The organism is Halobacillus alkaliphilus, assembly GCF_900113125.1.
Classification (GTDB): Bacteria; Bacillota; Bacilli; order Bacillales; family Halobacillaceae; genus Halobacillus; species Halobacillus alkaliphilus.
In genome coordinates, this window is sequence record NZ_FOOG01000016.1 from 31,503 (window position 1) to 56,101 (window position 24,599).

General features: G+C 45.4%; 23 protein-coding genes. 5 read left to right on the forward strand and 18 right to left on the reverse strand.

Going from position 1 to position 24,599, the window contains the following annotated elements:
• Positions 1–30: 30 nt before the first annotated feature.
• From BMZ06_RS10385 to BMZ06_RS10440, 12 genes are all read right to left on the reverse strand, one after another.
• Positions 31–1,614, reverse strand: a complete 1,584-nt coding sequence (locus BMZ06_RS10385; protein WP_089751975.1) for a PucR family transcriptional regulator — start codon at positions 1,612–1,614, stop codon at positions 31–33.
• A 111-nt stretch (positions 1,615–1,725) separates the two neighbouring features.
• The gene (locus BMZ06_RS10390; RefSeq protein WP_089751976.1) at positions 1,726–1,962 is read right to left on the reverse strand and encodes a hypothetical protein; all 237 of its coding nucleotides are present in this window, start codon (positions 1,960–1,962) and stop codon (positions 1,726–1,728) included.
• Positions 1,963–1,976: 14 nt separating this feature from the next.
• The gene (locus BMZ06_RS10395; protein WP_089751977.1) at positions 1,977–3,470 is read right to left on the reverse strand and encodes an NCS1 family transporter; all 1,494 of its coding nucleotides are present in this window, start codon (positions 3,468–3,470) and stop codon (positions 1,977–1,979) included.
• 748 nt (positions 3,471–4,218) lie between these two features.
• The gene (hydA, locus tag BMZ06_RS10400) at positions 4,219–5,634 is read right to left on the reverse strand and encodes a dihydropyrimidinase (protein ID WP_089751978.1); all 1,416 of its coding nucleotides are present in this window, start codon (positions 5,632–5,634) and stop codon (positions 4,219–4,221) included.
• 17 nt (positions 5,635–5,651) lie between these two features.
• On the reverse strand, positions 5,652–6,938 hold the full coding sequence (preA, locus tag BMZ06_RS10405) for an NAD-dependent dihydropyrimidine dehydrogenase subunit PreA (protein WP_089751979.1): 1,287 nt from the start codon (positions 6,936–6,938) through the stop codon (positions 5,652–5,654).
• A gap of 26 nt (positions 6,939–6,964) precedes the next feature.
• Positions 6,965–8,338: an NAD(P)-dependent oxidoreductase gene (locus BMZ06_RS10410; protein WP_089751980.1), complete on the reverse strand. Its 1,374-nt coding sequence runs from the start codon at positions 8,336–8,338 to the stop codon at positions 6,965–6,967.
• 137 nt (positions 8,339–8,475) lie between these two features.
• Complete coding sequence (locus BMZ06_RS10415) at positions 8,476–9,366, reverse strand: nitrilase-related carbon-nitrogen hydrolase (protein WP_089751981.1); 891 nt, start codon at positions 9,364–9,366, stop codon at positions 8,476–8,478.
• 340 nt (positions 9,367–9,706) lie between these two features.
• Positions 9,707–11,179 (reverse strand): CoA-acylating methylmalonate-semialdehyde dehydrogenase, encoded by a 1,473-nt coding sequence (locus tag BMZ06_RS10420; RefSeq protein WP_089751982.1) that lies wholly within the window; start codon positions 11,177–11,179, stop codon positions 9,707–9,709.
• A gap of 298 nt (positions 11,180–11,477) precedes the next feature.
• Complete coding sequence (locus BMZ06_RS20715) at positions 11,478–11,666, reverse strand: hypothetical protein (protein WP_175477863.1); 189 nt, start codon at positions 11,664–11,666, stop codon at positions 11,478–11,480.
• Positions 11,667–11,821: 155 nt separating this feature from the next.
• Complete coding sequence (gene zupT, locus BMZ06_RS10430) at positions 11,822–12,628, reverse strand: zinc transporter ZupT (protein ID WP_089752011.1); 807 nt, start codon at positions 12,626–12,628, stop codon at positions 11,822–11,824.
• 210 nt (positions 12,629–12,838) lie between these two features.
• On the reverse strand, positions 12,839–13,096 hold the full coding sequence (locus BMZ06_RS10435; RefSeq protein WP_089751984.1) for a hypothetical protein: 258 nt from the start codon (positions 13,094–13,096) through the stop codon (positions 12,839–12,841).
• A gap of 214 nt (positions 13,097–13,310) precedes the next feature.
• The gene (locus BMZ06_RS10440; protein ID WP_089751985.1) at positions 13,311–13,976 is read right to left on the reverse strand and encodes an SIMPL domain-containing protein; all 666 of its coding nucleotides are present in this window, start codon (positions 13,974–13,976) and stop codon (positions 13,311–13,313) included.
• 415 nt (positions 13,977–14,391) lie between these two features.
• On the opposite strand from BMZ06_RS10440, the gene BMZ06_RS21205 reads away from it, so the two are divergent.
• Positions 14,392–14,931, forward strand: coding sequence for a 3D domain-containing protein (locus BMZ06_RS21205; protein ID WP_089751986.1), 540 nt, complete (start codon positions 14,392–14,394; stop codon positions 14,929–14,931).
• A 201-nt stretch (positions 14,932–15,132) separates the two neighbouring features.
• On the opposite strand, the gene BMZ06_RS10450 is transcribed toward BMZ06_RS21205, so the two are convergent.
• Entirely contained in the window at positions 15,133–15,369 is a 237-nt protein-coding gene (locus BMZ06_RS10450; RefSeq protein ID WP_089751987.1) for a hypothetical protein, read from the reverse strand.
• 436 nt (positions 15,370–15,805) lie between these two features.
• On the opposite strand from BMZ06_RS10450, the gene BMZ06_RS10455 reads away from it, so the two are divergent.
• Positions 15,806–17,053, forward strand: a complete 1,248-nt coding sequence (locus BMZ06_RS10455; RefSeq protein WP_089751988.1) for a YeeE/YedE family protein — start codon at positions 15,806–15,808, stop codon at positions 17,051–17,053.
• 109 nt (positions 17,054–17,162) lie between these two features.
• Here the strand turns inward: BMZ06_RS10455 and BMZ06_RS20720 are convergent, their stop codons facing one another.
• From BMZ06_RS20720 to dapF, 4 genes are all read right to left on the reverse strand, one after another.
• A complete protein-coding gene (locus tag BMZ06_RS20720; RefSeq protein ID WP_175477864.1) occupies positions 17,163–17,333 on the reverse strand; it encodes a hypothetical protein in 171 nt (56 codons plus the stop codon).
• A 519-nt stretch (positions 17,334–17,852) separates the two neighbouring features.
• Positions 17,853–18,500: a methanogen output domain 1-containing protein gene (locus tag BMZ06_RS10465; protein ID WP_089751990.1), complete on the reverse strand. Its 648-nt coding sequence runs from the start codon at positions 18,498–18,500 to the stop codon at positions 17,853–17,855.
• A gap of 452 nt (positions 18,501–18,952) precedes the next feature.
• On the reverse strand, positions 18,953–19,351 hold the full coding sequence (locus BMZ06_RS10470; protein WP_089751991.1) for a secondary thiamine-phosphate synthase enzyme YjbQ: 399 nt from the start codon (positions 19,349–19,351) through the stop codon (positions 18,953–18,955).
• Positions 19,351–20,325 (reverse strand): diaminopimelate epimerase, encoded by a 975-nt coding sequence (gene dapF, locus BMZ06_RS10475; RefSeq protein ID WP_089751992.1) that lies wholly within the window; start codon positions 20,323–20,325, stop codon positions 19,351–19,353. Before dapF ends, BMZ06_RS10470 begins: the two co-directional genes overlap by 1 nt.
• Positions 20,326–20,531: 206 nt before the next feature.
• Between dapF and BMZ06_RS10480 the strand changes: the two genes are divergently transcribed.
• The 3 genes from BMZ06_RS10480 (at position 20,532) to BMZ06_RS10490 (ending at position 23,542) form a co-directional block, all read left to right on the forward strand.
• Entirely contained in the window at positions 20,532–21,557 is a 1,026-nt protein-coding gene (locus BMZ06_RS10480; RefSeq protein ID WP_089751993.1) for a zinc-binding alcohol dehydrogenase family protein, read from the forward strand.
• 199 nt (positions 21,558–21,756) lie between these two features.
• Positions 21,757–22,692, forward strand: coding sequence for a WD40/YVTN/BNR-like repeat-containing protein (locus BMZ06_RS10485; protein WP_089751994.1), 936 nt, complete (start codon positions 21,757–21,759; stop codon positions 22,690–22,692).
• Complete coding sequence (locus BMZ06_RS10490) at positions 22,676–23,542, forward strand: hypothetical protein (RefSeq protein ID WP_089751995.1); 867 nt, start codon at positions 22,676–22,678, stop codon at positions 23,540–23,542. Before BMZ06_RS10485 ends, BMZ06_RS10490 begins: the two co-directional genes overlap by 17 nt.
• A gap of 367 nt (positions 23,543–23,909) precedes the next feature.
• Here BMZ06_RS10490 and BMZ06_RS10495 read toward each other — a convergent pair whose 3' ends face one another.
• Positions 23,910–24,479: a DUF4256 domain-containing protein gene (locus BMZ06_RS10495; RefSeq protein ID WP_089751996.1), complete on the reverse strand. Its 570-nt coding sequence runs from the start codon at positions 24,477–24,479 to the stop codon at positions 23,910–23,912.
• Positions 24,480–24,599 lie beyond the last annotated feature (120 nt).

The window sequence follows — 24,599 nt, forward strand, 5'->3', positions numbered from 1 at the left end:
ACCGTCTATGGGCGTGTCTAAAAGAATTAGTCAACTGTAAATGGTTTTTTGATATTCATTTGCAAGCAGCGCAAACTCAAGGACCTGTCTTTTTTCCGATTCCATGAAGTCGGATCCTAACAGTTTTTCCAGTTTCTCAAGCCTGTGGTACAGAGTTTGACGCACGACAAAAACTCTATCCGCTGTTTCTTTTTTTGATCCATTGCAGGATAAATAAACCCTTAACGTTTCTAATAAGTTCGCATTGTGCTTCTGATCATATTGAATGATCGGCTCTAAATACTCCTCCACCAGTCCGTTCAAGTTGCTATGTTTATGTACGAGAGAGATCAGCCGATACATGTGCATGTCTTCATAAAAATATTTAAAGTGGCCGGCCGGCATTTTATTCTGAATCGACAAGGTTTCCTGAGCTGTTTGGAAGCTCTCGTGCAGGAGGTTTAGTTCTCTGACAAATTTACCTCCGGCTATTTGGAACGAATCAATGCTGGAATCATTGAGCAGACTGATTTTCTTCAATCGCTCAATTCCTCGTTTAATTCTAATCTTCCAATCTTCTTCCCCTTTTTTATTAAGCAGAATAAACGTTAATAAGTGACGCTTTTCGACGGCAAAAACGAAATATCCATTCTGATCGAAGATGTTATGAATTAGCATATTTAAGTAAGCGAGGTCTAAATTGTTATCACGGCCATCGGCCATTTTTAATTTTACCGTCAGGACAACGGCTCCTGAAACCGGCTGATGGATTTTGTAAAAGGATAAATGATCTTTAATCTCTTCAGGACTATGTTCGCCTTGGAGCCATTCAAGAAGCCATTCGGTTTCCCTGGCTTTTCGTTTTTCCTCTGTATAAAGTTCCCGCAATAAATACTGAGCTAAAGCCGTTGCTGTACGATCCAGTAGAAGGGATTCAAATTCGGTAAATTCCCGGCAGCTCGAGATTAAATAAATGGTCGCAAACTCCCTTTCAAACACTTGCACGGTCTGTTTGACCAGTTGCTTCGATGAGGAATCATGAATACGAGCTAGCATCGACTCCCTCTCTTTTTCTCTCATAGCTGGAATCGTAACGACCCTGTGATCCTTTGCGATATAAATTAACTGGCAGTTCACATATTGCTGTAAGTTTTTTAGAATTTCAAAATAGTTATCAATCTTTAACAGTCGCTTATTTAGACGTTGAGAATAATCTTCTAAATTGGTTATTAATTCATACTGCTGATTAATTAAGTGCGCATGAATGTCCTGAGTAATGTCCACGAATGAAACTTCTTCTTCAAAAATCATAATCGGAAAGTCGTGCTTGTCAGCAAGCTGGATCGCTTCTTCCGATATGTGATCAATGAAGCTTCCCAGTTCTATGCAGATTCCTGCTACGTTCCGCTGAATCATTTGTTCCAATAAATCAAGAAACAGACTTTCATCATCTTTCCACCCAAACCCCGTGGCTAACACTAATTCCCCGCCCTTCAAATTTCTGCGGACTTCGATCGTTTCAAAAACGTGAACCCACTTAACCTGGCGGTCCATCCCCTTGTGACCAGCTACGACTTTCGCTGAAGCAAAAAGCTTTCGAGCCAATATGTTCTCTAGTGACATGCGATACTTCATAGAAATACCCCTCTTCAAACGTACTACAAAGCATCGGAAAAATCTAACTAATTGTGAGAAAATTTAACAAATATAAGAGGATGAGCCTAAGCTCATCCTCTCCCAGTCCTTCTATTGAACTTCTTTTTGACGTTGCTGCTGAACTAAAATAGTAGAAAAGTATTTACGAGCGTCCGGGTGTAGAATATGCAGCCGCTCTTTCTTACTCTTATCCGGGTTGTTCCCCTGATACTCAAATTCTACAAATGCACCGCTCAAATTCTCCGTCACACCTTTAATGGTGTAACCCTTTTCTAATAAAAAGTCTATTTTTTCGCGTTCGATTTCAAACTCCTGATAAGTTGACATCATTCTCCTCCTCGTTAGGCATCGGCTTTAGCTGGGGTTGCCTCTGTTCCTGTTTTCCGCCCAATTTTCTCTTCCACAAAGTCTTCCCCGATATTCCAGTCACGTCCGACCGTTATGCCCAGGTATTCTTCATCACTTGGATTATCAATCTCTGCCTGCGGATGTTTTTTGAAATACCAGTGTTTAGCAAGCAAGTAATAAAGAAGAGCACCGACTCCAAACCCTACAAAGAAGGAATAGGTACTGAACGTGTAAGCGGCGACGCTGCCTATTGCCCAGGAAATGACCCCCGCCCAGTTGATCCCTCCATCGTAGCGGTACTGCCCTCCACTCTTATATAAATCGTGAACATTCATTCTTCGTTTTCTCAACAGATAATAATCGGCGAATATAATTCCGACAATCACGGATAAGATAGCCGCAGCGATGAGTAAGACCGGAATCAGCAGATTGAATATACTCCATGGCTGAATGACGGTTCCAATCAGACCGGCAATAAACACACCTGCCCAGAAAGGAAGCTTAGGTCCGCCGACATTAGAGAAAATGGTCGCCGCCGGCACGATATTGGCGGAGACATTGGTAGACCACTGCGCCAGCACAATCATCAAGAGCAGAATACCCAGGACTAGTCCGCTGGCCGATTCCTGAAGAGCGACAACCGGATCAAAGTTCGATACTGCAATATACGATACTGCACCCAGGACGACAATGAAGGTCTGTGTCAGCGGCAGACCAACCAGGCTTCCAACCAGGGCTCCCTTGTTTCGTTTCACCCAATTTCTTTCATGCTTGGGCGCTTTAATAAACCGGGAAATGGAAGAAATATCGGCCGCGAGCGTCGCCCAGTATCCCATATTACTCACGACGACTACGACAAATGCTGTGAAGGCTGCTCCACCTGTAACAGGGCTCTCCACCCATCCCCAGATATCTTTGTTCTGAGCTGAAGCTTCACCGGCCAGATTAAAATACATCCAGACACCGATTAGAATAATAATCGGAGCTGCCAGATCGGCGAATTTCTCGACGGCTTTAATCCCAAGCGCTGTATTAAATAATTGGAATAAGGCAAAAAGGACGTAACAGACAAACCAGTTATCAAAGCCCGTTAAGATATTTAAGATTCCATTAATAGCTGTAGAGCCAAAAAACGTATTGATCCCAAACCACATCGATGCAGCCAGCCCTCTGACTACAGAAGGGAAGTGGGTTCCTAGTGTTCCGAACGGAGCTCTCATGTAGACGGGAAAGGAAATGCCGTGTTCAATACCGATATCGGCGGTCAGCGTGATTGCAAACCCTATTAACAGAGTCCCAAGCAGCGTTCCGAGTACCACCCAGATGAGGGAAATGGATTGGACGCCTGCTCCGCCAATGGCAAAGGCAGCTAACACTACAGCCATCCCGATCCACATAAACGTAAATCCGAGGGTGCCGATTTTCTTCTCGTGGTGAGGAATAGGCATGAGGTCTGGAGACTTTAAATGATTATCTTTTTTATCCATAGATATGGAATCCTCCTATTTTGATACATGGGAATTGTAAAACAGCCACCCAGCTTTTAATAGATAACACTATTAAACTTGGCAGTTGATTTTTCAGAAGCTTATTAAACAATCGGACCGTGTGTGTAAGACTCAGTTTCGAGATGTTTGATTATGCTGAAGGTCCTGCGGGGGACGATTCGCTTTCCGTGGCCCTGCACGACGCAGGGTCGTTCGACGTTGCCACAGGACGTGGCGATCTTAGTCGAACATCCCATGTGGTAAGCTTCCTCAGGCTCCGCCTTCCGGGATCTTACCGATCATGTTCATCCCACAGGAGTCTTCATCGTCCCCCTCCGGACCTTGCCTGAAATGAGAGGCTCGAAACATTGGTAAAAATCACTTGGATAGGAAATATAAAATTCATCCATAGGTTCCTGTTTTCTCTAGTTTTTGTTAGAAATGGCCTGCCTGATACCACTGGTTTTAGAAAGACTCAAGTCCACCAGCTGTACTTCTAAAGAAGGGTCCGTTCGCATAATTATAGTTGGGTTGGTGGGGAAATGATGAGACTCCCGTGGGAAAAGGAACTAGGGGAGATCCCACAGGGAGTGAACAATGACCGAGGAAGCTCCCCGTTCCCCACAGGAAAGCGAATTATTTCCCCACCAGCCCTAGTCCTTTCTAGATAACGGACCCTCACCACCTCATACAGAACCTAATAGCTCAAAAGCCGGGCAACCTGGTTCTTGTTATCCGTTAGGCAGGACTAGTTTTGATAGAGTTCTTCATGGGACTGTTTGAGTTCACCGAAACGGGCACGCTTCAGGTAGTTACCGGACCCAACTTTCCCGACAAATTCCTTATCACGGATGACGAACTCGCCCCGCGAAAGCACGCTGACCGGCTGACCGGTTACTTTTATTCCTTCAAAAGGATTGTAATCAGCGGCCATGTGACTTGTCTCAACCGATATGGTGCGCTCGATATTCGGATCAAAGATGACGAGATCTGCATCTGCTCCCACACTGATCGTTCCTTTCTGCGGAAAGATACCGAATGTCTTCGCAATGCGTGTGGAAATAATGTCCACAAACTGGTTTAGACTGATTCTGCCTTTTTTCACACCTTCAGAGAATAGCAGGCTGACCCGGTCTTCGATAATGGGGCCGCCGTTTGGAATCTTCGTAAAGTCACCTTTCCCTAAATCCTTCTGTCCTTTAAAATCAAACGAGCACTGATCGGATCCTAACGTCTGCAGTTCACCTGTCTTCAGAGCATTCCAGAGAACGTCCTGGTGCTTCTTCTCCCGCAGCGGAGGAGACCATACGTATTTGGCTCCTTCAAAATTTGGTTTTTCTAAGTAGCTTTGGTCGAGCACTAAGTACTGAGGACACGTTTCTCCTATTACCTGATAGCCTTTCTTCCTTGCTTTCGATATTTCTTCAACCGCGTTTTCACACGATACATGCACCACGTAAAGCTGTGAATCGGCAAGTCCGGTTAGTTGAGCAGCACGACCAGTTGCCTCTCCTTCGGCTTCAGGAGGACGGGTTAATGCATGATAGATCGGGTCGGTCTGTCCTTTTTCAAGGGCTTTTTTAACTAAGTGATCGATCACATCGCCGTTTTCGGCATGCACCATCACGAGAGCGCCAAGTCTTTTTGCTTCTTCCAGTGTGCGGAATAAGGTCTCGTCATCGGCCTGGAAGACGTTTTTGTAAGCCATAAATACTTTAAAAGAGGTAATTCCCTCATCCTCAATGACGCTTGGAAGCTGCTCCAGTACGCTGTCATTCATTTCACTAATCATCAAATGGAAGCTATAATCAATGACGGATTTATCGCGTGATTTCGCGTGCCATTGATCGATCGAATCCTGAAGCGGCTTCCCTTTATTCGTCAGGCAAAAATCGATCACGGTCGTTGTTCCGCCATGGGCTGCAGCAATCGTGCCTGTTTCAAAATCATCCTTACTGACCGTGCCGCCAAATGGCATTTCTAAATGGGTATGAGGATCAACCCCGCCTGGAAAGACGTAGTTGCCTTTCGCATCGATAATTTCAGCTGAAGAATCGGACAGATCCTGTCCAATCAGTACAATTTTTTCATTTTCTACCATAATGTCAGCTTTATACGTTTCTGCGGCTGTGACAATGATTCCATTCTTAATAATTTTCTTCATCATAACCCTCCATACTATTATTTGATCAAGTCCACTTCACAGGACGAAGCTGCGCCAATCGCTGCCTGCCTTTCATTCCAGGTCATCGGCGGTTTGCCATTCGCATAGTCCACCATATCGATCGCACCATCCACCGGGCAGACGATGGAACATAAATTACAGCCGACACAGTCTTCCTCACGCACCTTGAGGATGTCATTACCGTTGTCATCTTTCAGCATGTCAATACACTGGTGAGAAGTGTCTTCACAGGCTATATGGCATTTATTACAGTTGATGCACACATCATTATTGATTTTGGCAACAATCTGGTGGTTCAAATCCAAGTTGCCCCAATCGGAGTACTTTTCTACGGATTTACCTACAAGATCCATCACCGAATCGATGCCTTTTTCATCCAGATAGTTGTTTAACCCATCTTTCATATCCTCGACAATACTAAAACCATGGTGCATCGCGGCTGTGCAAACCTGCACGCCTGTCGCTCCCATAAGCATAAATTCAACGGCTTCCCGCCAGCTTGAAACCCCGCCCATACCGGAAATAGGAACATTGATTTTCGGATGACGTGCACACTCCGCTACCATATTAAGTGCAATCGGCTTCACGGCCGGACCGCAGTAGCCGCCATGAGCCCCTTTACCAGCAACGTTTGGAATCGTATCCCACGTATCAATATCTACTCCGGCCAGACTGTTAATGGTATTGATCATACTGACCGCATCAGCCCCGCCATTCACAGCTGCCTGAGCAGTAAAAGTAATATCCGTAATATTCGGTGTAAGCTTTACAATGACCGGGGTTTCAGCCACTTCTTTGGCCCACATCGTTTGTTTTTCCACGAGCTCAGGCACTTGGCCGGATGCAGCACCCATCCCCCGTTCTGCCATTCCATGCGGACATCCGAAGTTCAGCTCCAGACCGTCCACGCCGACTTCCTCTACACGCTTCACGATTTCATGCCATTTCTCCTGTGTTGGTTCGACCATTAAAGAAGCAATGATTGCATGATTGGGAAATCTTTTTTTAGTTTCATAGATTTCTCGTAAATTCACTTCAAGCGGTCGATCGGTAATCAATTCGATATTGTTGAATCCAGCTACTTTCTGACCATTAAAACCGACGGCGGCGAAGCGTGAAGTAACGTTCAGGATCGGCTCTCCTAACGTTTTCCAAACCGCTCCACCCCACCCGGCTTCGAATGCACGCTGCACCTGGTACCCGGAGTTGGTTGGAGGTGCTGAAGCCAGCCAAAAGGGGTTCGGAGATTTTATTCCTGCAAGATTTAAACTTAAATCAGCCATATCATTACGCCTCCTGAATAGTAGTTTTACATCGCGGCTGTTGGTGCGGGAGCTAACTGTTTATGAATGGCCATAGCGACTTCTTTGCCTTGCTGGGCGGCTGTCACCACCATGGCTTCCCCTTGTCCTTTTGCAAAAATCACATCTCCTGCAGCGAAAACCTTAGAATTGGATGTTTGCAGGGATTCAGGGTCAACTTTGACGACACCGCCTTCATGATCCAGACCAAAGCCCTCAATTAAATCTGAATAGCGTGTCTGTCCAATCGCTTTAATAACCGCATCGGCTTCCATGACAAATTCAGAACCTTCAACTGGTGCCGCTCTTCTTCGTCCATCCGCGTCTGGTTCGCCCAGCGCCATTTTCACACATTTCAGGTGCGTCACCTGGTTCGTCTCATCCCCGATGATCTCGATTGGCTGCGTCAGCCAGTTGAATTCCACGTTATCCTGTTTAGCAAAATCGTATTCAAAATCATAAGCGGTCATTTCTTTAACCGTGCGGCGGTAAACAATCTTCACATCCGCCGCTCCTTTTCGAGCTGCACAGGTGGCCGCATCAATCGCCGTGTTACCTGCACCAATAACCACAACGTTTTTACCGAGCAGTTCCTCTGTTACCGGGCCTGATTTTGTACTTTTCACAAATTCAATGGCGTCATGAACGCCGTTTAAGTCTTCCCCTTCAATTCCAAGCATTGGAACGTTTCCCATACCGATAGTCAGTACAATGGAGTCATATTGTTCGGATAGTTCCTGAAAAGTGACATCGGTTCCGACTCTTGTGTTTGTCCGGATTTCTACGTCCATTTGTCTGACCTGATCGACTTCCCAGCGGGAAATATCCTGCGGCAGCCGGAACGACACGATACCGTATGTATCCAGCCCTCCAGCCTCAGCCTCCGCTTCAAAAATCGTAACCTCGTAGCCAAAACGAGCAAGTTCCCGGGCTGCCGATAAACCAGCTGGGCCTCCTCCAACAACTGCCACCTTCATACCATTCTTTTCCCCCGGTTTGAATAACAGCTGTTCGTTCTTGATGGCCCAGTCGGTCGCAAACCGCTGCAGATCACCAATTAAAATGGGCTCCGTGGAGTGATTTAATACACACGCTCCTTCACAAAGCTCCTCCGTCGGGCAGACGCGGGCACACGTAGCACCGACAGGATTCGATGACATGATGGTCGTTGCCGATCCCTTTAGATTTCCAGAAGCAATCTTTTTGATAAACTTCGGAATATCAATGCTTGTGGGACATGCCTTAATACAAGGAGCATCATAGCAGTACAAGCAGCGATTGGCTTCTTCCATGGCCTCCTGATTGTTGAGACCTTCGTGAACTTCCTCGAAGTTTGATTTCAAGTTCTCCAGAGATATTCCTTTGCTTTTTAACTGAGTCAATGCAATGAACCTCCTTTAATAGATACTTGCCAAACGATTCAGATGCATGGTTATACGAAAGAAGTTCTACATAGGGAAAAGAGATCGATTTTCCTTTTTTCTATGCAGAACTTCTTCCACGATTCTGGAATTCTATGTTATGGCAGAAGCTCCCCCATCTTCTCGTACGTCTCGGGACGACGATCCCGGTAAAACTGCCACGTATCACGGACTTCCCGGATAAACTTCTTATTCATTTCACCAATAATGACTTCATCCTGATCGCGGCTCCCGGTAGCAACGAACTCTCCTCTCGGATCCACAAGGTAGGACTGACCATAAAATTCTCCCATATTCCATGGACCTTCATAACCGACACGGTTAATAGCTCCTAAATAATAGCCATTTGCTACCGCATGAGCCGGCTGCTCAAGCTTCCATAAATATTCGGACAGACCAGCCACAGTAGCGGAAGGATTAAATACAACTTCTGCCCCGTTTAAGCCAAGCACTCGTGCCCCTTCAGGGAAATGACGATCATAGCAGATATAAACACCGACTTTAGCAAAGGCCGTATCAAACACGGGATACCCGAGATTACCAGGCTTGAAGTAATACTTCTCCCAGAATCCATATCCCTTGTCCCCTACGCCCACCTGTGGAATATGATGTTTACGGTATTTACCTAAATAAGATCCATCTGCATCAATGACAGCGGCTGTATTATAGTACGTCGCAATCCCTTCTCTTTCATAGATGGGAAGAACAATAACGACTCCAAGTTCTTTGGCAAGCTCCTGAAATTGAACCGTGGTCGGACCATTTGGAATTTCTTCAGCTGCATCGTACCACTTTGAGTTTTGTTCCGAGCAGAAATAAGGACCATAGAAAATTTCCTGCAGGCAAATGATTTGCGCTCCTTTTTCTGCCGCTTCCCGGACCAGTTTAATATGTTTTTCGATCGATGCCTGTTTATGAACTTCGACAGGTTCATTTCCATCCACATCGTGAGAAGCTTGTATTAACCCAATTTGGACTTTATCGGACACATAAATTCCTCCTTATGTAATAAGATCCCTAATTTTTTAAAATGGCTTCCAGCCGTGTAAACCTTCATCGTTACGATTCCGTGCTTCTTCACCTCCCCAGAGATTATTTTAAATTTTCTTTATTTGCTGAATATTTTGTAATTTATATACACTTTACCTTAAGTTTATAAATTTGCCATTATACATACTGTAAAATGTTAATTTGGAACGACTGTGCGTTTTGTAAAAATAAAGGGTTGGTATGTAAGCACGAATGAAAGGATTAATTAGAACAGCAGGGTGTCTAATGGAAAGAATTGAAAAAAGCGGAAGCCTTTAAGTCTTCCGCTTTTTCAGTCCATTAATACCAGCGCTGCGTCAGCATTTTCCGCTTCGTATAAAAATTCAATCCGTCTTTCCCGTTGGCATGCAGATCTCCATAAAATGATTTTTTATTACCGGAGAAAGGAAAGAAAGCCATAGGGGCAGGAACGTTCACATTGACGCCAAGCATGCCCGCGTCCATCTCTTCTCTGAACTGCTGCACAGCCTTGCCGCTTGAGGTATAGATTACAGCGCCATTCGCAAATTCGGACTTATTGGCCGTTTCGATGGCTTCATCTAAAGTATCCGCACGTACAATACTTAGAACCGGTGCGAAGATTTCATCTTTCCAAATCTTCATATCTTCGGTTACGTAGTCGAAAATCGTCGCCCCGAGAAAATAGCCCGATTCATTTTCACGGAGTTCTACCCGGCCGTCGCGCACAAGCTTCGCGTTTTCTTCTTCTCCGGCTTCAATATAACCGAGCACTCGGTCTCTATGGGACTCACGGATTAACGGCCCTAAGTTCGTTTCTTCCGCCAGCCCATCTCCTACGTTCAACTGATCAGCCGCCTCTTTCAGTTTGGCAACTAGTGGATCCGCAATCTCGCCGACTGCTACTACTACGGAACATGCCATACAGCGCTCCCCGGCGCTCCCGAAAGCTGCATTAACAATGCCCTCGACAGACTTATCGAGGTTGCAGTCCGGCAATACGATGGAGTGATTCTTGGCACCGGCAAGGGCCTGTACACGTTTTCCATGGTTCGCCGCGGTTTTATATACATATTCTGCTACGGGCTGAGATCCGACGAAAGATATCGCATCAATCTCTTCATGTTCAAGGAGACCATTCACTACATCATGCGCACCATTCACCAGGTTCAGTACACCTTTTGGCAAACCGGCTTCATGCATAAGCTCCACTAACATCTTCGCAAGAATCGGTGTCCGCTCGGAAGGCTTCAGTACAAAGGTATTGCCGCACACCAGCGCAAGTGGAAACATCCATAAAGGTACCATCATCGGGAAGTTAAAAGGCGTGATCCCTCCGACTACACCGACCGGATAGCGGTACATCCCGGAATCAATGCCTTCCGCAATATCCGGCAGCACGTCCCCCATCATTAAACTCGGTGCTCCGGCGGCGAATTCTACACATTCGATTCCCCTTTGGACTTCCCCTGTCGCATCTTTTTTCGTTTTTCCGTTCTCCTGGGTCAGCACTTTGGCTAATTCATCACGATTTTCTGTGAGAAGCTGCTGGTATTTGAACATAATCCGTGCTCGCTTAGGAACAGGTGTCTTCTTCCAGTCTTTAAATGCCTGTCTTGCCGATTGTACGGCTTTATTTACGTCCTCTTTCGATGAAATAGGAACACTTGCGATGATTTCTCCTGTAGCGGGGTTAGGCACATTCTCCACTTGCCCGCTTTCAGACGAAACCCATTCTCCATTAATAAAATTCTGAATGACCACCTGATTCGACTTCGAGAAAGTTGTCTCCATCTTTTCACCTCAATTGGTAGATTCTGTTCTTTTTGCTCAGATTCATTATAAATTCAGAAAATTCCAACATCAATGGACGAAATGTCAAATGAATATCTCTTCAAATTGACACTATGACGGTCTCTGCGATCTGGGTGGGAATGAGAAAGCAGCAAGCTTCACTTAAAACAGAGCATACAAAAAACCGTCCAATCAACTATCAATCGGACGGTTTATTATTCTTTTTTTGGAAGACTCTGTTTTGGATGCTTTTCTGAAAAATTGATGGCTGGGAAATCAAATCTTCGCTCTTTCATCCCTATCGATTAAATGCTTTGATTGGGCTGTGCTCTGACTTGATTGGGCCGTGCTCTACTTCAATTTGGCCGTCACCCTCCTCAATTGGGCCGTCGCCCTCCTCAATCGGGCCGTGCTCCACCTTAATCGGGCCGTGCTCTTCCTTAATTGGGCCGTCACCCTCCTCAATTGGGCCGTCGCCCTCCTCCATTGGGCCGTGCTCCACCTCAATTGGGCCGTGCTCCACCTCAATTGGGCCGTACTCCACCTTAATTGGGCCGTGCTCCACCTCAATTGGGCCGTACTCCACCTTAATTGGGCCGTCACCCATCGATCCTGGCCCTACAATAGTGTCGTAATTTATATTTAAATAAACAGAAGCAAACTCAATGCCATAACTGCCATACCCGCTACCACTCCATAGATGGATAAATGAGCTTCGCCGTATCGGCGGGAAGCTGGAAGTAGTTCATCCAGTGAAATAAACACCATGATTCCGGCAACTCCAGCGAATAAGACTCCGAACATTACATCATTCAAGAATGGCATTAGGACTAAATACGCAAGCAAAGCGCCGACCGGTTCGGATAGGCCACTAAGAAAAGAAAGTTTGAAAGCTTTTTTCTTATCTCCTGTCGCAAAATAGACGGGGACGGAAACAGCGATCCCCTCCGGTATGTTATGAATAGCGATCGCAGCTGCAATTGCGATCCCGAGGCTGGGATCATTTAAGGCCGCTGTGAAAGTGGCGATCCCTTCTGGAAAGTTGTGTATCGCAATCGCGAGTGCCGTGAACGTTCCCATTTTTAGTAGATGAGATTGATCGACCGCTGGCTCGGAAGCCGACATATCTTCCACTTTTTTCACTTCATGCGGATTTCCTGCTTTTGGAATCAATCTATCAATAACTGCAATGACTACCATTCCACCGAAGAAACCGGCAACCGTGACCCATTTACCTGGCACTTCTCCCATGGCATTTACAAGCGAATCCTGTGCTTTGAAGAAAATCTCGACCATGGATACATAAATCATTACACCTGCTGAGAAACCAAGTGCCAATGAAAGAAATCTAGTATTTGTAGTCTTTGTAAAGAAAGCTAGTACGCTTCCGATACCAGTGGCTAACCCGGCAAGCAGGGTTAATCCAAAAGCTAATAATAAATTTTCTATTTGCCTCTCCCTTTCTTCTCTGTCTAATCTAGAATCATTGTAAATCAAGTTTTTCCTTAATGCAACTTTTTTAGTTGTAGTAATATTTTATGTGCCTATTAAAAAAATGATACTAAAATTCTTCTCATGTACCCTATTCGCCTATCCAGAACTGGTTCCATAAAATGAAAAAGAAGCACAGCCCCCTGGGACTGTGCTTCTTTCTTACGTTTACTCTGGTTTTGAATTTGTGATGCAGAAAGACAGGATGGATCCGGCGAGCGCCATAATGGTCGCAGCCCAGAAGGCTGTATTTACGCCTTCAATCTGTCCACTGGTTTCGTCATGGCGGTTACGAGGATCGCTGATCGAGCCGGCAATCTGCCTCATTGTGCTCCCCATGGCCGTTCCTGCGGAATCATTTTTAAACTTAACTGGTCCAAGCCTGCCGTTTGTACAGGTATCATAACCATCGATACTCCGGAACATTCGGATTCCGTAAACCACCGCTAAGAAAGTAAAAGAAGTGGCCGTTGATAACTGGCTAAAAAAATGGTTACAAGCGAAAGACCGACGACAGACAGCGGGCACCTACTTTATCAAGAGTGGGAAGCTAGTGTGTAAACCAACCTGCTCTATATAAAAAGCCCAGAATAAAAGTCACCCATAGTTTACATAATTTTTTTATTGTTCATATTAATCATTATGAATAATATTGAAACTTCACCTCTACCCGCGCCGAGGTCTTTAGTTCTCCCGGCTCAATTGGAGCAGCACCACTGCTTACCATATCGGCTTGAGCAAATGAGCGTGGAACCGCTCTTCCTCCATCTTTTTCTACGATCTGGATCGGGGTTTGATCCAGCTTAAGATTCATCGTGTTAGCCATTGTCTGAGCACTTGCTAAAGCGTTCCCAAGGGCAATTTGCAAAGCTTTTTGATAAGCAGCTTGAGGCCGCTTAAGCGTGAATTGAATACTGGTAATCCGGTTCGCTCCCTGCGATACAGCCGTATCGATAATATAACCGGTTTGATCTACGTCTTCGATTGTCACAGCAAGAATATGACTTACTTCATATCCCCTGAATACTTGCTTCCCGTCAATATACTCATACTGAGGCGTTACGGAATACTCAGCCGTCTGGATATTCTCCTGAGGAACCCCTGCTTGAATAAGCGCATTGGTAATCTTCTGGATCGTCGAACTGTTTAACCCTTGAGCCTTCCTAATGTCCGTATCCTGATTAACGAACCCAATTTGTACACTGGCTGCGTCCGGCCGAGTGAGTACCTGGCCCGTGCCGTGAACCGTAATGGTACGTCCTTCCTGATGATCCCGCACCAGTCCCTGGTAAGAAAGACTGTTCATGTATGGAGTCCACCTTTCCCTAACATTGTTTACTATTATTCCATGTGGGAAGCCATGAAATTATTCCCTGCGCAAGAAGAATCGTGAGAGGAGCACGGCCAGAACATAGGGATGCTGCATAGACTAAAAGTATCTCACAAGCGAGAGGAGTGATTGTATGAGTAATCGTCCCAACAACAATCAGCCAAAAAGAAAACCTTCACGTCCTTCCTGTTGCGGAAAGAAAAGAAGAGGCACGTCCAAATAACATTTTTGAGAGTCGCAACGGTGGGATGCGGCTCTTCCATTTGACCGAGAAAAACCAATACTTTTTGTTACATAAATGTAATACAAATGTCTCATGATTTATCTTGTATATACATCCATCCAACTGCTATACTCCATACAGTAAAACTTTTGGAAGGGGATAATCGTCATGAAGAAATCCTGGATTCTACTTTTTTCTATTGCTTTTTACACCTTAGGAATCTTAAGTTTCAGCCCTCATTCCCAATCAACCATTGCTGCCGAAGAACTGGACAAGCCAGCTGAAACAGCGCAGGAAGTTAATAAGAAATCCTCCGAAATCAATAAAAAATCTACTACTCATAAACGATTTGAACAAGAAGAAAAGAAACAATCCGAATCAAAAGCTAAAGAAGATAAATCTAAATCCGAAGTAAAACGCACCGTGACCGTAGAGGCTACCGCTTACACAGCCTTTTGTGACGGGTGCAGCGGCAAAACGTCTACAGGAATTGATCTCCGCGAAAATCCGGACAAAAAAGTGATTGCCGTAGATCCAGACGTGATTCCCCTTGGTTCTAAAGTGAGAGTGCCTGGATACGGCGTAGCCATTGCCGGCGATATCGGGGCTGACATCGAAGGACGCCGCATCGATGTCTTCCTTCCTGAAAAAGACGAAGCGTTCGATTTTGGACGCCGGGACGTGCAGGTCGAAATCCTTCACTCCTAGTTAGCAGCTCCGAAAAGCTTATAGTGAATAAGTAACAACCCCCTGGTTAGCAAACCAGGGGGTTCATCTTTCTTACTTTTTCTATCCTCTCGAAATAGTACCATTCACTTGAATGAACTGCCTTTGTAGGGTCGCTGATTCTTCACTTACTTTTACAAATAAAAGTCCAGCTCCATTTCTAATGAAGCTGGGCTTTTATCCTTATTCTCTGGAAAAATCAGTTCGGTCGGCACCTTCTTCTAAATAGAAGCCTTCGACAGCATTCGTATGCAGCACGACTCCGTCCTCAAGGAACCACCAGGAACCGCGGTCCAATTGTTTCACAATAAATTCAGAAGCCTCTCTCTGATCCATGGCCTCACTTAAATCCAAATCATGTGTGATTACCCGTTTACTATCGAGTAAAAAGACTACCTGCCATTCTTTCTTACTTGCCATCGTACCACTCCTTTTATGTAAGATATTTATTCTTTACCCTCCCCGACTCTGCTTTAATCCTGAAATACGCAAAAGAAGCCGCTCCTTTAAAGGACGCGGCTTTATTATGTACTTACGCTGGGGGAGGTGCGCCAGATGTTCGCCAGGAAGTTCTTCGACTTGATTTAATGGATCCAAGGAAAAACCAACGACTGAAAGTTAGGTAAGCGACAGGTATAAGACATCCCTCCAAATATAATTTTTGATCAGTTGTCCTGTCTTCGCTCATAGTGTACCACTTGTCCAAAACTGAAAGTGTTAAGTCTTCGTTAAGACTGTATTTCTTTTCTATTTATCACATTTTATGCACAACGATTTACATTTAGAAGGACAATCCCTTACAATAATGAAAGTTAAAAAACAAAGTAAACAAATAGGAATTAGGAGGTTTTAACTTATGGCTCAAGCTGTTTCTCAAACCAGCTACGAAAATCGGCAGTCTTCCACCGCTTTTGGCGAACTGGAACCTGTTCAAAAACCGTTCGTTTGGCTGGGTGTTCTTATATCTGCACTGCTATTCATCACGATTGTTCAAGTTACCACCTGGACGCAAGGTGTTCTTTTCATTATAGGTCTAGCCTTTGGTTTAGCCTTGTTATACGCTCGTTTTGGTTTCACTTCTGCCTTTAGACGATTAATTTCCGTTGGAAACGTGCAGGGGCTTCAGGCTCACATGCTCATGCTCGCCGTTGCTACCACGCTGTTTGCCATCATTTTAGCAACCGGCTTCAGCTTTACAGGTGTTGCACCGCAAGGATACGTCTTTCCAGCCGGGTTAAGCGTCGTCGCTGGTTCCTTCATGTTCGGAATTGGCATGCAAATGGGTTCCGGCTGCGCATCTGGTACACTCTATACAGTTGGCGGCGGTAAATCTTCCATGGTTATAACGCTTCTTGGATTTATCGGTGGATCTGTACTCGGCGCCTATCACATTGGCTTCTGGCGCGATCTTCCGTCCCTGCCGGCCATTTCACTTGCAGAAAGCACAGGCTTAGGCTACTTCGGCGGCTGGGTTCTGCAGATTCTTATTTTCCTTGGCATCTACGGAGCCACCGTTAAATTTGCTCGTAAAAAAAATCCACCGCAAATGAAGCCGCTGACGACAACCAGTGGTTGGAAAAAGCTTTGGAGAGGCGCATGGCCGCTCCTTGTCGCTGCCGTTATTCTCGGTATCTTGAACGCGATCACCCTCTCTGTGCGTGGCAATCCTTGGGGCATTACTTCCGCATTCGCGCTATGGGGATCTAAGTTTCTTCAGATCTTCGGCGTGGACGTCGCGAGCTGGACGTACTGGCAGGGAGGTACGGAAGCGCTGAATAAAACCGTACTGGCGGATTCCACCAGCGTGATGAACTTCGGTATTATTCTAGGCGCATTCATTGCTGCTTCCTTCCAGGGGAACTTCAAGCCAGGAAAAATCAAGCCCGGCGTCGCAGCCGCTTCTATAATAGGCGGCGGCTTGATGGGATACGGAGCGCGTCTCGCCTTTGGCTGTAACATCGGCGCTTATTTCGGCGGCATCGCCTCCTTCAGTCTCCACGGCTGGGTTTGGATGATTATGGCGCTTGCCGGCACGTATCTCGCATTGTTTATCCGCCCGTTGTTTGGCTTGAAGAATCCTAGTCCGAAAGATTCCATGTGCTGATCTTACTAAACGGCGCAGAGCTTTGAAATAAGCTCTGTGCCGTTTTTTTGTATATACGAGATGGATATTTTAGCTATGCTGCAGCATTCGACATACTTTATATCCTACTTCAGTACTCATTTGAACTGGTGGATTGGGCCATTCGTGCATTCAATTGAGCCGTCCGCGCACTCAATTGAGCCGTCTGCACACTCGATTGAGCCGTCCGGGCACCCGATTGCGCCGTCCGCTCATTCAATTGAGCCGTCCGGGCATTCAATCGGGCCGTCCGCTCACTCAATTGAGCCGTCCGCGCACTCGATTGGGCCGTCTGCGCACTCGATTGGGCCGTCCGCGCACTCGATTGCGCCGTCCGCTCATTCAATTGAGCCGTCCGGGCATTCAATCGGGCCGTCCGCTCACTCAATTGAGCCGTCCGCGCACTCGATTGGGCCGTCTGCGCACTCGATTGGGCCGTCTGCGCACTCGATTGAGCCGTCCGGGCATTCAATTGAGCCGTCCGCAAATTCAATCGGGCCGTCCGTGCATTCAATTGAGCCGTCTGCACACTCGATTGAGCCGTCCGGGCACACGATTGGGCCGTCCGCTCATTCAATTGCGCCGTCCGCTCACTCAATTGCGCCGTCCGCTCACTCGATTGGGCCGTCCGGGCACCCGATTGCGCCGTCCGCTCATTCAATTGAGCCGTCCGTGTACTCAATTGAACCGTCTGCGCACTCGATTGGGCCGTCCGGGCATTCAATCTCGCTTCAGTGGCACAAAAAAAGACCTTGCCTCTATCGCAAAGTCCTTCCTACAATCATGTGAGTGATTTCTTTTCAGCTTTTAGTGTTTCGACTTCTTCTTTTAAAGACTCCAGTTCGTCCAGTAATTTTACAACCATCTCATCACTTTTCCGGAGTTCTTCTCCTAATGATTCGATCGCTTCTTCGTCCCAGATAAAAGGATTTCCATAGGAAGGAGTGATAGGCAGGTTTTCATAAACTTTTCCCTCTTCCTCGTCTGTCGGTTGAAAGTAAATGACTACTTCACAGCCGGCATCACCTTTGGCAATCCGTTTTCTCAAATTGACTTTTCCATAACCCATCCGTCGCGCAGCGATGCCTCCAAAGACACTCGAAGTCATGGCGCATAGGTGAGGAGCGTCTTTGACAACATCCCCAAAAGGACACCCTGTCGCTTTAACTATCACCTTGTCCGGGTGTACTTCCGCGATTTGGAAATGGCCGCCGATAGAATTTTTTATATCTACAATAACTTCGGCGTAGCGTTCTACGGACCACCGTTCACTTTTCTCGCTATAGAATGACTCGATCCATTCCCCTGTTCGAACACCTAATTTCCGTATATATTCTTCTGCATGTCTGCCGACAGTGCGTTCATGTAAATGAGCATATTGAGTGATAAGTTTGGATAGGAATAATGTTCCGCTTAGTGACGATGTCATGATGTTTCCCCTCCCTTTTAGACTTATTATATACCTTTCTATTTCTAAATGAAAAAGTTTAATAATGTAGTTGAATGAGATAATACTTATTTAAAAATTTTCTGCTTAATCTTGAGGATGAAGATGCTTTTCCTCATTAATCTTTTTATATATCAAACTATTCTTTCTGTTCGTTTATTTCAGTTATTTTACAATACATATTCTTAAGGATCAATTCAAAAGCAATTATTACAAATATTTTACATGACCCTATTAAAGGTACTCCTTTACAACTGCTGCTCGTTTATCAGTTCTTTCATTAATTACGGCTCGATTTAATCTATATAGTGTGAAACGGGACTTATATCATACGAATATTAAATGCAATCTACATAAAGGTTTGGTAAGACCGCTCCATACCATTATTTTATATAAAAAAAGCGCCCGAGCATGTATTCACTCGGGCGACACTATCACTTCAATATTTTCGCTGTAAACTTACGGCTTCGAGGGCCATCAAATTCACAGAAATACAGCCCCTGCCATGTGCCGAGAACAAGATTTCCGTCCTCAATAATCAGCGTCTGGGAGTGGCCGACTGTACTTGTTTTCATGTGCGCAGCTGTATTCCCTTCAGCATGACGATCTTCTGCCATATCCCACGGGTAAACTTCCCTGAAGCGGCGCAGCATATCCGTTTTTACATCAGGATCGGCATTTTCATTTACCGTTAAGCCGGCTGTCGTATGCTTCGATGACACGATGACGACACCATCGGTTATCCCTTCCTCTTTGATCCATTGTTCAACTTTAGACGTAACATCAATCATCTGGTCATGGTTGTCAGTTTTCACATCAAACGTTTTGATCATTAAGAGTCACCACCTATTTGTGAAGCTGCATAAGCTTCTAGTTTTTCATATTTCGTCTGTTCTTCGGTAAAATCTTTCCTATTTTCCACGTGAAAAGTACGTGTATTCCAGTCGAGCTGCACCACGGCTTCATATACATTCGTTGCATTCCCTCTTAGCTGAATGGAGAAACTTTCCTTTTCTTTCTCTACCACACAGTTTACAAGTCCGCCTTTGTTGATAACTATAATCGGTTCGCTTGTTGCATTCGGTCCATGAATGGTGGAAACAAGAGAAGAAGCAGACATAGCCGTTCCGCACGCATTGGTCAGACCAACCCCACGTTCATACGTCTGGACGAAGACTTTATTTTTTTCTAAGAGCTTCATAAAGCTGACGTTCACTCCATTAGGGAATACTTCAGGTAACTGGTTCGCTTTTTCCCCTACCTCGGCAAGTTCTTCTTGGTTAATGTCTTCCACAATGGCAACGATATGAGGATTCGGTACGCTTACAGCCGTGAAGGTCAAATGCTCGGGCAGGCCTGGAATAGTCGTTTTCGAAGCTGGCTCGGCATCCACGCGGACCGGAAGCGAAGCAGGCTCAAACGATACCGGTTCAATGGCGACCGAAAATGTATCAATCCCTGGAAAAATTTCTTCCACCTGGCTGACAGCAAGCACTGCTTTTTCTGTCTCAACCGCAATATGGGTCTTCCCCTCTTTTTCGAGCATATGCCTCGCCACGCAGCGCAGGCCATTGCCGCACATTTCCGCTTCCGTGCCATCCGAATTAAACATACGCATTCTTGCTTCCGCTTTGTCACTGTTCATTACGAATAGGATGCCATCAGAACCAATCCCATCGTTCCGATCACATAATAAAATGGAAAGGTCCTCTCTTTCTTGTTCGGTAAACGTGTAACCGTGCGTTAGCTCATCAATCAAAATAAAGTCATTACCAGAACCATGGCATTTAATAAACTGAATATCCAAAAACGTATCCCCCTGAAATCTAATTTTCTATTATCATAGCATATGTACATGGGGATGATGAATGAATGAGCTTCCTGCAGAACCCAGTTTGTATCTCTAACAAGTTTACAAAAATCAACGCTCCTTCCTATCGGGCGTATTGCCTGCGTTTCACTACTCTTTTTAAGTGGAAGATGAAGTAAGGATAGTAAAGAAAGGATGATAGCATGACGGAACATATGAATGCCGTGGGATTATATCAGCATTTACCCATTTCTGAAGATAATAGCCTCATCGATGTCACCGTAGACAAGCCCGAGGCTTCGGGCCATGATATTCTCGTAAAAATCAAAGCCGTTTCTGTAAATCCTGTAGATACAAAAGTACGGGCCAACGGAGAAGATGAAGATGAGCCGAAAATTCTTGGTTATGATGCAGCAGGCGTAGTAGAGAGCGTTGGTGAAGACGTCACTTCTTTTGAGCCTGGTGATGAAGTCTATTACGCTGGCGTGATCAGTCGTCCAGGTACGAACAGCGACTATCACCTTGTAGACGAACGTATCGCTGCCAGGAAACCGCAGACTCTGTCCTTCAGGGAAGCAGCCGCTTTGCCTTTAACAGGCCTGACCGCGTGGGAAGCTCTATACGAAAGATTGGGCGTCTCAACAGATCAAGACAAAAATAAAGGAAAATCCATCCTTATTATTGGAGCAGCAGGCGGCGTAGGTTCCATTGCCACCCAGCTCGCCAATGACGCAGGCCTCACCGTTATCGGCACGGCTTCAAGAGAAGAGACCGTAAACTGGGCGAAAGATCACGGCGCTCATTACACTCTTAACCATCGCAAGCCGCTCCCACAGCAGCTTCGAGAGTTAGAAATCGAGGAAGTCGATTATATTTTCTGTTTAAGCTCTACAGCTGAACACTGGGACAACATGACAGAAGCCATAGCACCACAAGGGAAAATCTGTAGCATTGTAGAAACGGAGGACTCATTGGACCTTACCGCATTGCAGCAAAAAAGCGCTGCCTTTGTCTGGGAATTCATGTTCACCCGCCCTCTTTTCGAGACGGAAGACATGCAGGAACAGCAGCGAATCTTAACCAGAATCGCTGAAAAAATAGATAATAACTCCGTCCGAACCACTTTGACAGAAACACTGACCGGCCTGAATGCCGAGCAGCTGCGAGAAGCTCATCGAAAAGTGGAAAGCGGAAAAATGATCGGGAAAATTGTCGTAGAGGCAGAATAGCAAAATGAAACTTAAAAAGACAGGCTTGAGCACGCTCGCTCAGGTCTGTCTTTTTTTACTCTAACCACATTCCCCGCCACTATTTCTCTCCCTATATTTGAATGTGGTCAACAAGTAATCAGAAAAGCAATATAAAACCTTTTCTGTTATGCTTCATTTGCAGGATTTTTTGATAATATTGGAAAAGGTGGCGGATCATGTGAAAAAAATAATCATAGGCACTGCCTGCATAATGAGCACTGGCCTACTTGCTGGCACGATCTATTTTGAAAAGTCGTCGAACATCCCATTACCTGCTGCCCCGCCTCCCGTGCAGGAACAGGCGCTACAATCGTCTCCCCAGCCCGAATCGCTGGAGCCGATTTACGAACAGGAGCCGATAGGGTATTCCTTCCAAAACGATCAGCTGCAGATTACATATGATCGCGGAGAAAGTTGGACGGAGGTTCCTATTGAAAAAGAAAAGTTATTTCAAGGAGAGTATGGCGGAAGCGAGCAGGAGCTTATTCCTAACAGCTATATTCTGAATGAGAACCGTACGGCATTCCTGTACACGGAAGATAACGGTCAAAACGGCAAAAGAGTTCAACTGCTCTATTCGTTAAATCAAGGAGCCACATGGCAAGACGCAATGGTACAGGAAGAGTATGCCCCGCTGCGTTTTAGAAAAGTTGACTTTACCAATGAATCCTTTGGCTATGTCATTATTTCAGGTGATCGTACCATGTCACAGGAATGGACTACTGTGTACACGACAAGCGATGGTGGTGAAAACTGGAGGGAGACGGCCCGTCCGGATACGACCCGTTTAATTTTTGATGGAGGTTTTGTCGATAAGAATACAGGATTTCTCTCCTATGGAACGATCAATCCTGAGGAACCTGACCTATATGTTACGCAGGATGGCGGGGATTCATGGAATAAATCAAACGTGCTCGTTCCTGAGAAGTACGAGAAACACTTTGTAATGGCTGAAGTTCCGTTTAAAGAAGAAGATCACCTCGCTGTCCTTATTAAACAAGGTCCGAACGGCGATTATCAGGGCGGTCGCGTGAAAGGGAAATTCATATCTCACGACCAGGGCAGCACATGGGAGTTTTCTAAGGAGGTCGATCCGAATGAAACGAGCGAATAAAAAGGGAAAGAAAATCATCGGCTGGCTGCTTTTCCTAGCAGCCATTGGATTGTGCTGCGTCCAGGGAGTCTACTTCCTCCTTGAGAACAACTATTCCGTGGAGTACATAGATAACCGGCTTTTTTACGTCATCAATCTGTTGATTATCGTTTTTATGACGCTTACTATCTTTCTCCTTTTGACGATTGAGAAAAAGTGGAAGATCATAATCTCAAGCTTCGCTGCAGCTCTTATCCTTCTGCAGGCGGGCTTAATGATTAACCACAGTTATGAAACGAAACAAGTAATCAGCTTCTCACCAGAACTCAACCATCAATTAGTCATTAAAGAGGACAGCGACACTAGTCAGGCAGCCTATTATCGAACACGCTATGGGCTTTTTGTCCGCCCTAAGGAAGATCTGCCTTACCAGACCAGTGGGGATTATAAGGTGAAATGGCTGGAGAAAGATATCGCTGCCGTAACCTACGAGGCTACCGATCGCACCCTTCATCAATATATTGGCACCTATGGAGCGCGTGATGGCGGAATCTCTTACTCGTACGTTGCCTCTATGACTCGCGGCCAGTGGAAAGGGGAAACGGCTCAGGTGACGAACAGCTCAGAAGGCATAGTCATCGAACACAAAGGAGAAACGGAACATTATACTCATGAAAATATGGTTCAATTTGGAACACTGGCATTAGTATTAATGGAAAACAACGAAGCGAAATGGACCATTGCATTAAATGAAAATTTCGAAAGTAACTCGAACGCCCCCGAACCGCCGGCGGGTGAAATCACTTTATATAAAGCTACCATGGAAAAGAATGACCCTATATCCCTTGAGTATATATCTGCTACGGATTAAATCAGCAGTATAATTGGCTTGAGCCCACCTTTCACCTTATATCATAAAGAGCCGGTGAAGACCCGAAAAACTGGCTTTTTATGATGTATAAAGGGGCTTAGTGTAAAGTAGTAATGAATATACATGTCGATCATAACTTATCATTTATTTTTTCATCCTTTTAAAACCTCCGACAGCTAGGAAGATTACAAACCCTAATAAGCCACGAAGCTATCCCTCTAGTTTCACCTCCTCAGTAGCTAGCTAACTTATTTAGGTAGCACACGCTGAGAAGTTTCAAATTGATCTGTTTTAAAGAAAGAAAAAGAGGTGAAACCCTATTTGGTCTTGCCTCTCATAAGAGTATAATTTCTTGCGTCCATTAACTCTAGACCCTCAGCGAGCCACGAAAGCCTCTGGCAGCGTAGTATGATTCTGCCCCATTGTGATAGACGAAGACGTGATCATAACGACGATCGCAAAAAAGTGCTCCCCCGCGCTCTCTAATAGCAGACGGAGTTTGTACCCAGCTCGATGTTTTCTTATCAAACTCGCCGATTCTCTGTAACCCTCTATATTCTTCCTCTGTTAAGATCTCAATCCCCATGGAAGCGGCCATATCGATCGCACTGTTTTCAGGCTTGAATTTTTTTCTTGCCTCCAGCGCCTCACGATCGTAACAAACGCTTCGGCGGCCTTTAGGACTTTCCGCTGCACAGTCCATAAAAATGTATGTGTCCTCTTTTTCATCATACCTCACTACATCAGGTTCACCGCCTGTTCTTTCCATCTCATTCAGCGACCACAATTTTTCAGGATCAGCCTCAAGTTTCACCTGAACAGCATTCCATTCAAACCCTTCATGACGGTGCATGTTATGTTCAAAACGATCCTTCAATACCTTTAATAATTCTTCACTTTGATCCTTGGATACCGTCTTTTTATTACTCTTTGTCATGGTTATGCCTCCTGAAATTTTTAGGCCCATCCAAACATAGTTTAAGATGAACTTCTTACTTTCATCCATTATCTAGAAAAAAGGAAAGTAAGCCACTCTTGTTGGAATCTGTTTTTAGGA

What these genes read in the sequence shown, in the direction of transcription:
- BMZ06_RS10385 (WP_089751975.1), bottom strand. Translation starts at nt 1,614, where the DNA reads ATGAAGTATCGCATGTCACTAGAGAACATATTGGCTCGAAAGCTTTTT.
- BMZ06_RS10390 (WP_089751976.1), bottom strand. Translation starts at nt 1,962, where the DNA reads ATGTCAACTTATCAGGAGTTTGAAATCGAACGCGAAAAAATAGACTTT.
- BMZ06_RS10395 (WP_089751977.1), bottom strand. Translation starts at nt 3,470, where the DNA reads ATGGATAAAAAAGATAATCATTTAAAGTCTCCAGACCTCATGCCTATT.
- hydA (WP_089751978.1), bottom strand. Translation starts at nt 5,634, where the DNA reads ATGAAGAAAATTATTAAGAATGGAATCATTGTCACAGCCGCAGAAACG.
- preA (WP_089751979.1), bottom strand. Translation starts at nt 6,938, where the DNA reads ATGGCTGATTTAAGTTTAAATCTTGCAGGAATAAAATCTCCGAACCCC.
- BMZ06_RS10420 (WP_089751982.1), bottom strand. Translation starts at nt 11,179, where the DNA reads ATGGAGACAACTTTCTCGAAGTCGAATCAGGTGGTCATTCAGAATTTT.
- BMZ06_RS20715 (WP_175477863.1), bottom strand. Translation starts at nt 11,666, where the DNA reads ATGGAGGAGGGCGACGGCCCAATTGAGGAGGGTGACGGCCCAATTAAG.
- BMZ06_RS10435 (WP_089751984.1), bottom strand. Translation starts at nt 13,096, where the DNA reads ATGTTCCGGAGTATCGATGGTTATGATACCTGTACAAACGGCAGGCTT.
- BMZ06_RS10440 (WP_089751985.1), bottom strand. Translation starts at nt 13,976, where the DNA reads ATGAACAGTCTTTCTTACCAGGGACTGGTGCGGGATCATCAGGAAGGA.
- BMZ06_RS21205 (WP_089751986.1), top strand. Translation starts at nt 14,392, where the DNA reads ATGAAGAAATCCTGGATTCTACTTTTTTCTATTGCTTTTTACACCTTA.
- BMZ06_RS10450 (WP_089751987.1), bottom strand. Translation starts at nt 15,369, where the DNA reads ATGGCAAGTAAGAAAGAATGGCAGGTAGTCTTTTTACTCGATAGTAAA.
- BMZ06_RS10455 (WP_089751988.1), top strand. Translation starts at nt 15,806, where the DNA reads ATGGCTCAAGCTGTTTCTCAAACCAGCTACGAAAATCGGCAGTCTTCC.
- BMZ06_RS10465 (WP_089751990.1), bottom strand. Translation starts at nt 18,500, where the DNA reads ATGACATCGTCACTAAGCGGAACATTATTCCTATCCAAACTTATCACT.
- BMZ06_RS10470 (WP_089751991.1), bottom strand. Translation starts at nt 19,351, where the DNA reads ATGATCAAAACGTTTGATGTGAAAACTGACAACCATGACCAGATGATT.
- BMZ06_RS10480 (WP_089751993.1), top strand. Translation starts at nt 20,532, where the DNA reads ATGACGGAACATATGAATGCCGTGGGATTATATCAGCATTTACCCATT.
- BMZ06_RS10490 (WP_089751995.1), top strand. Translation starts at nt 22,676, where the DNA reads ATGAAACGAGCGAATAAAAAGGGAAAGAAAATCATCGGCTGGCTGCTT.
- BMZ06_RS10495 (WP_089751996.1), bottom strand. Translation starts at nt 24,479, where the DNA reads ATGACAAAGAGTAATAAAAAGACGGTATCCAAGGATCAAAGTGAAGAA.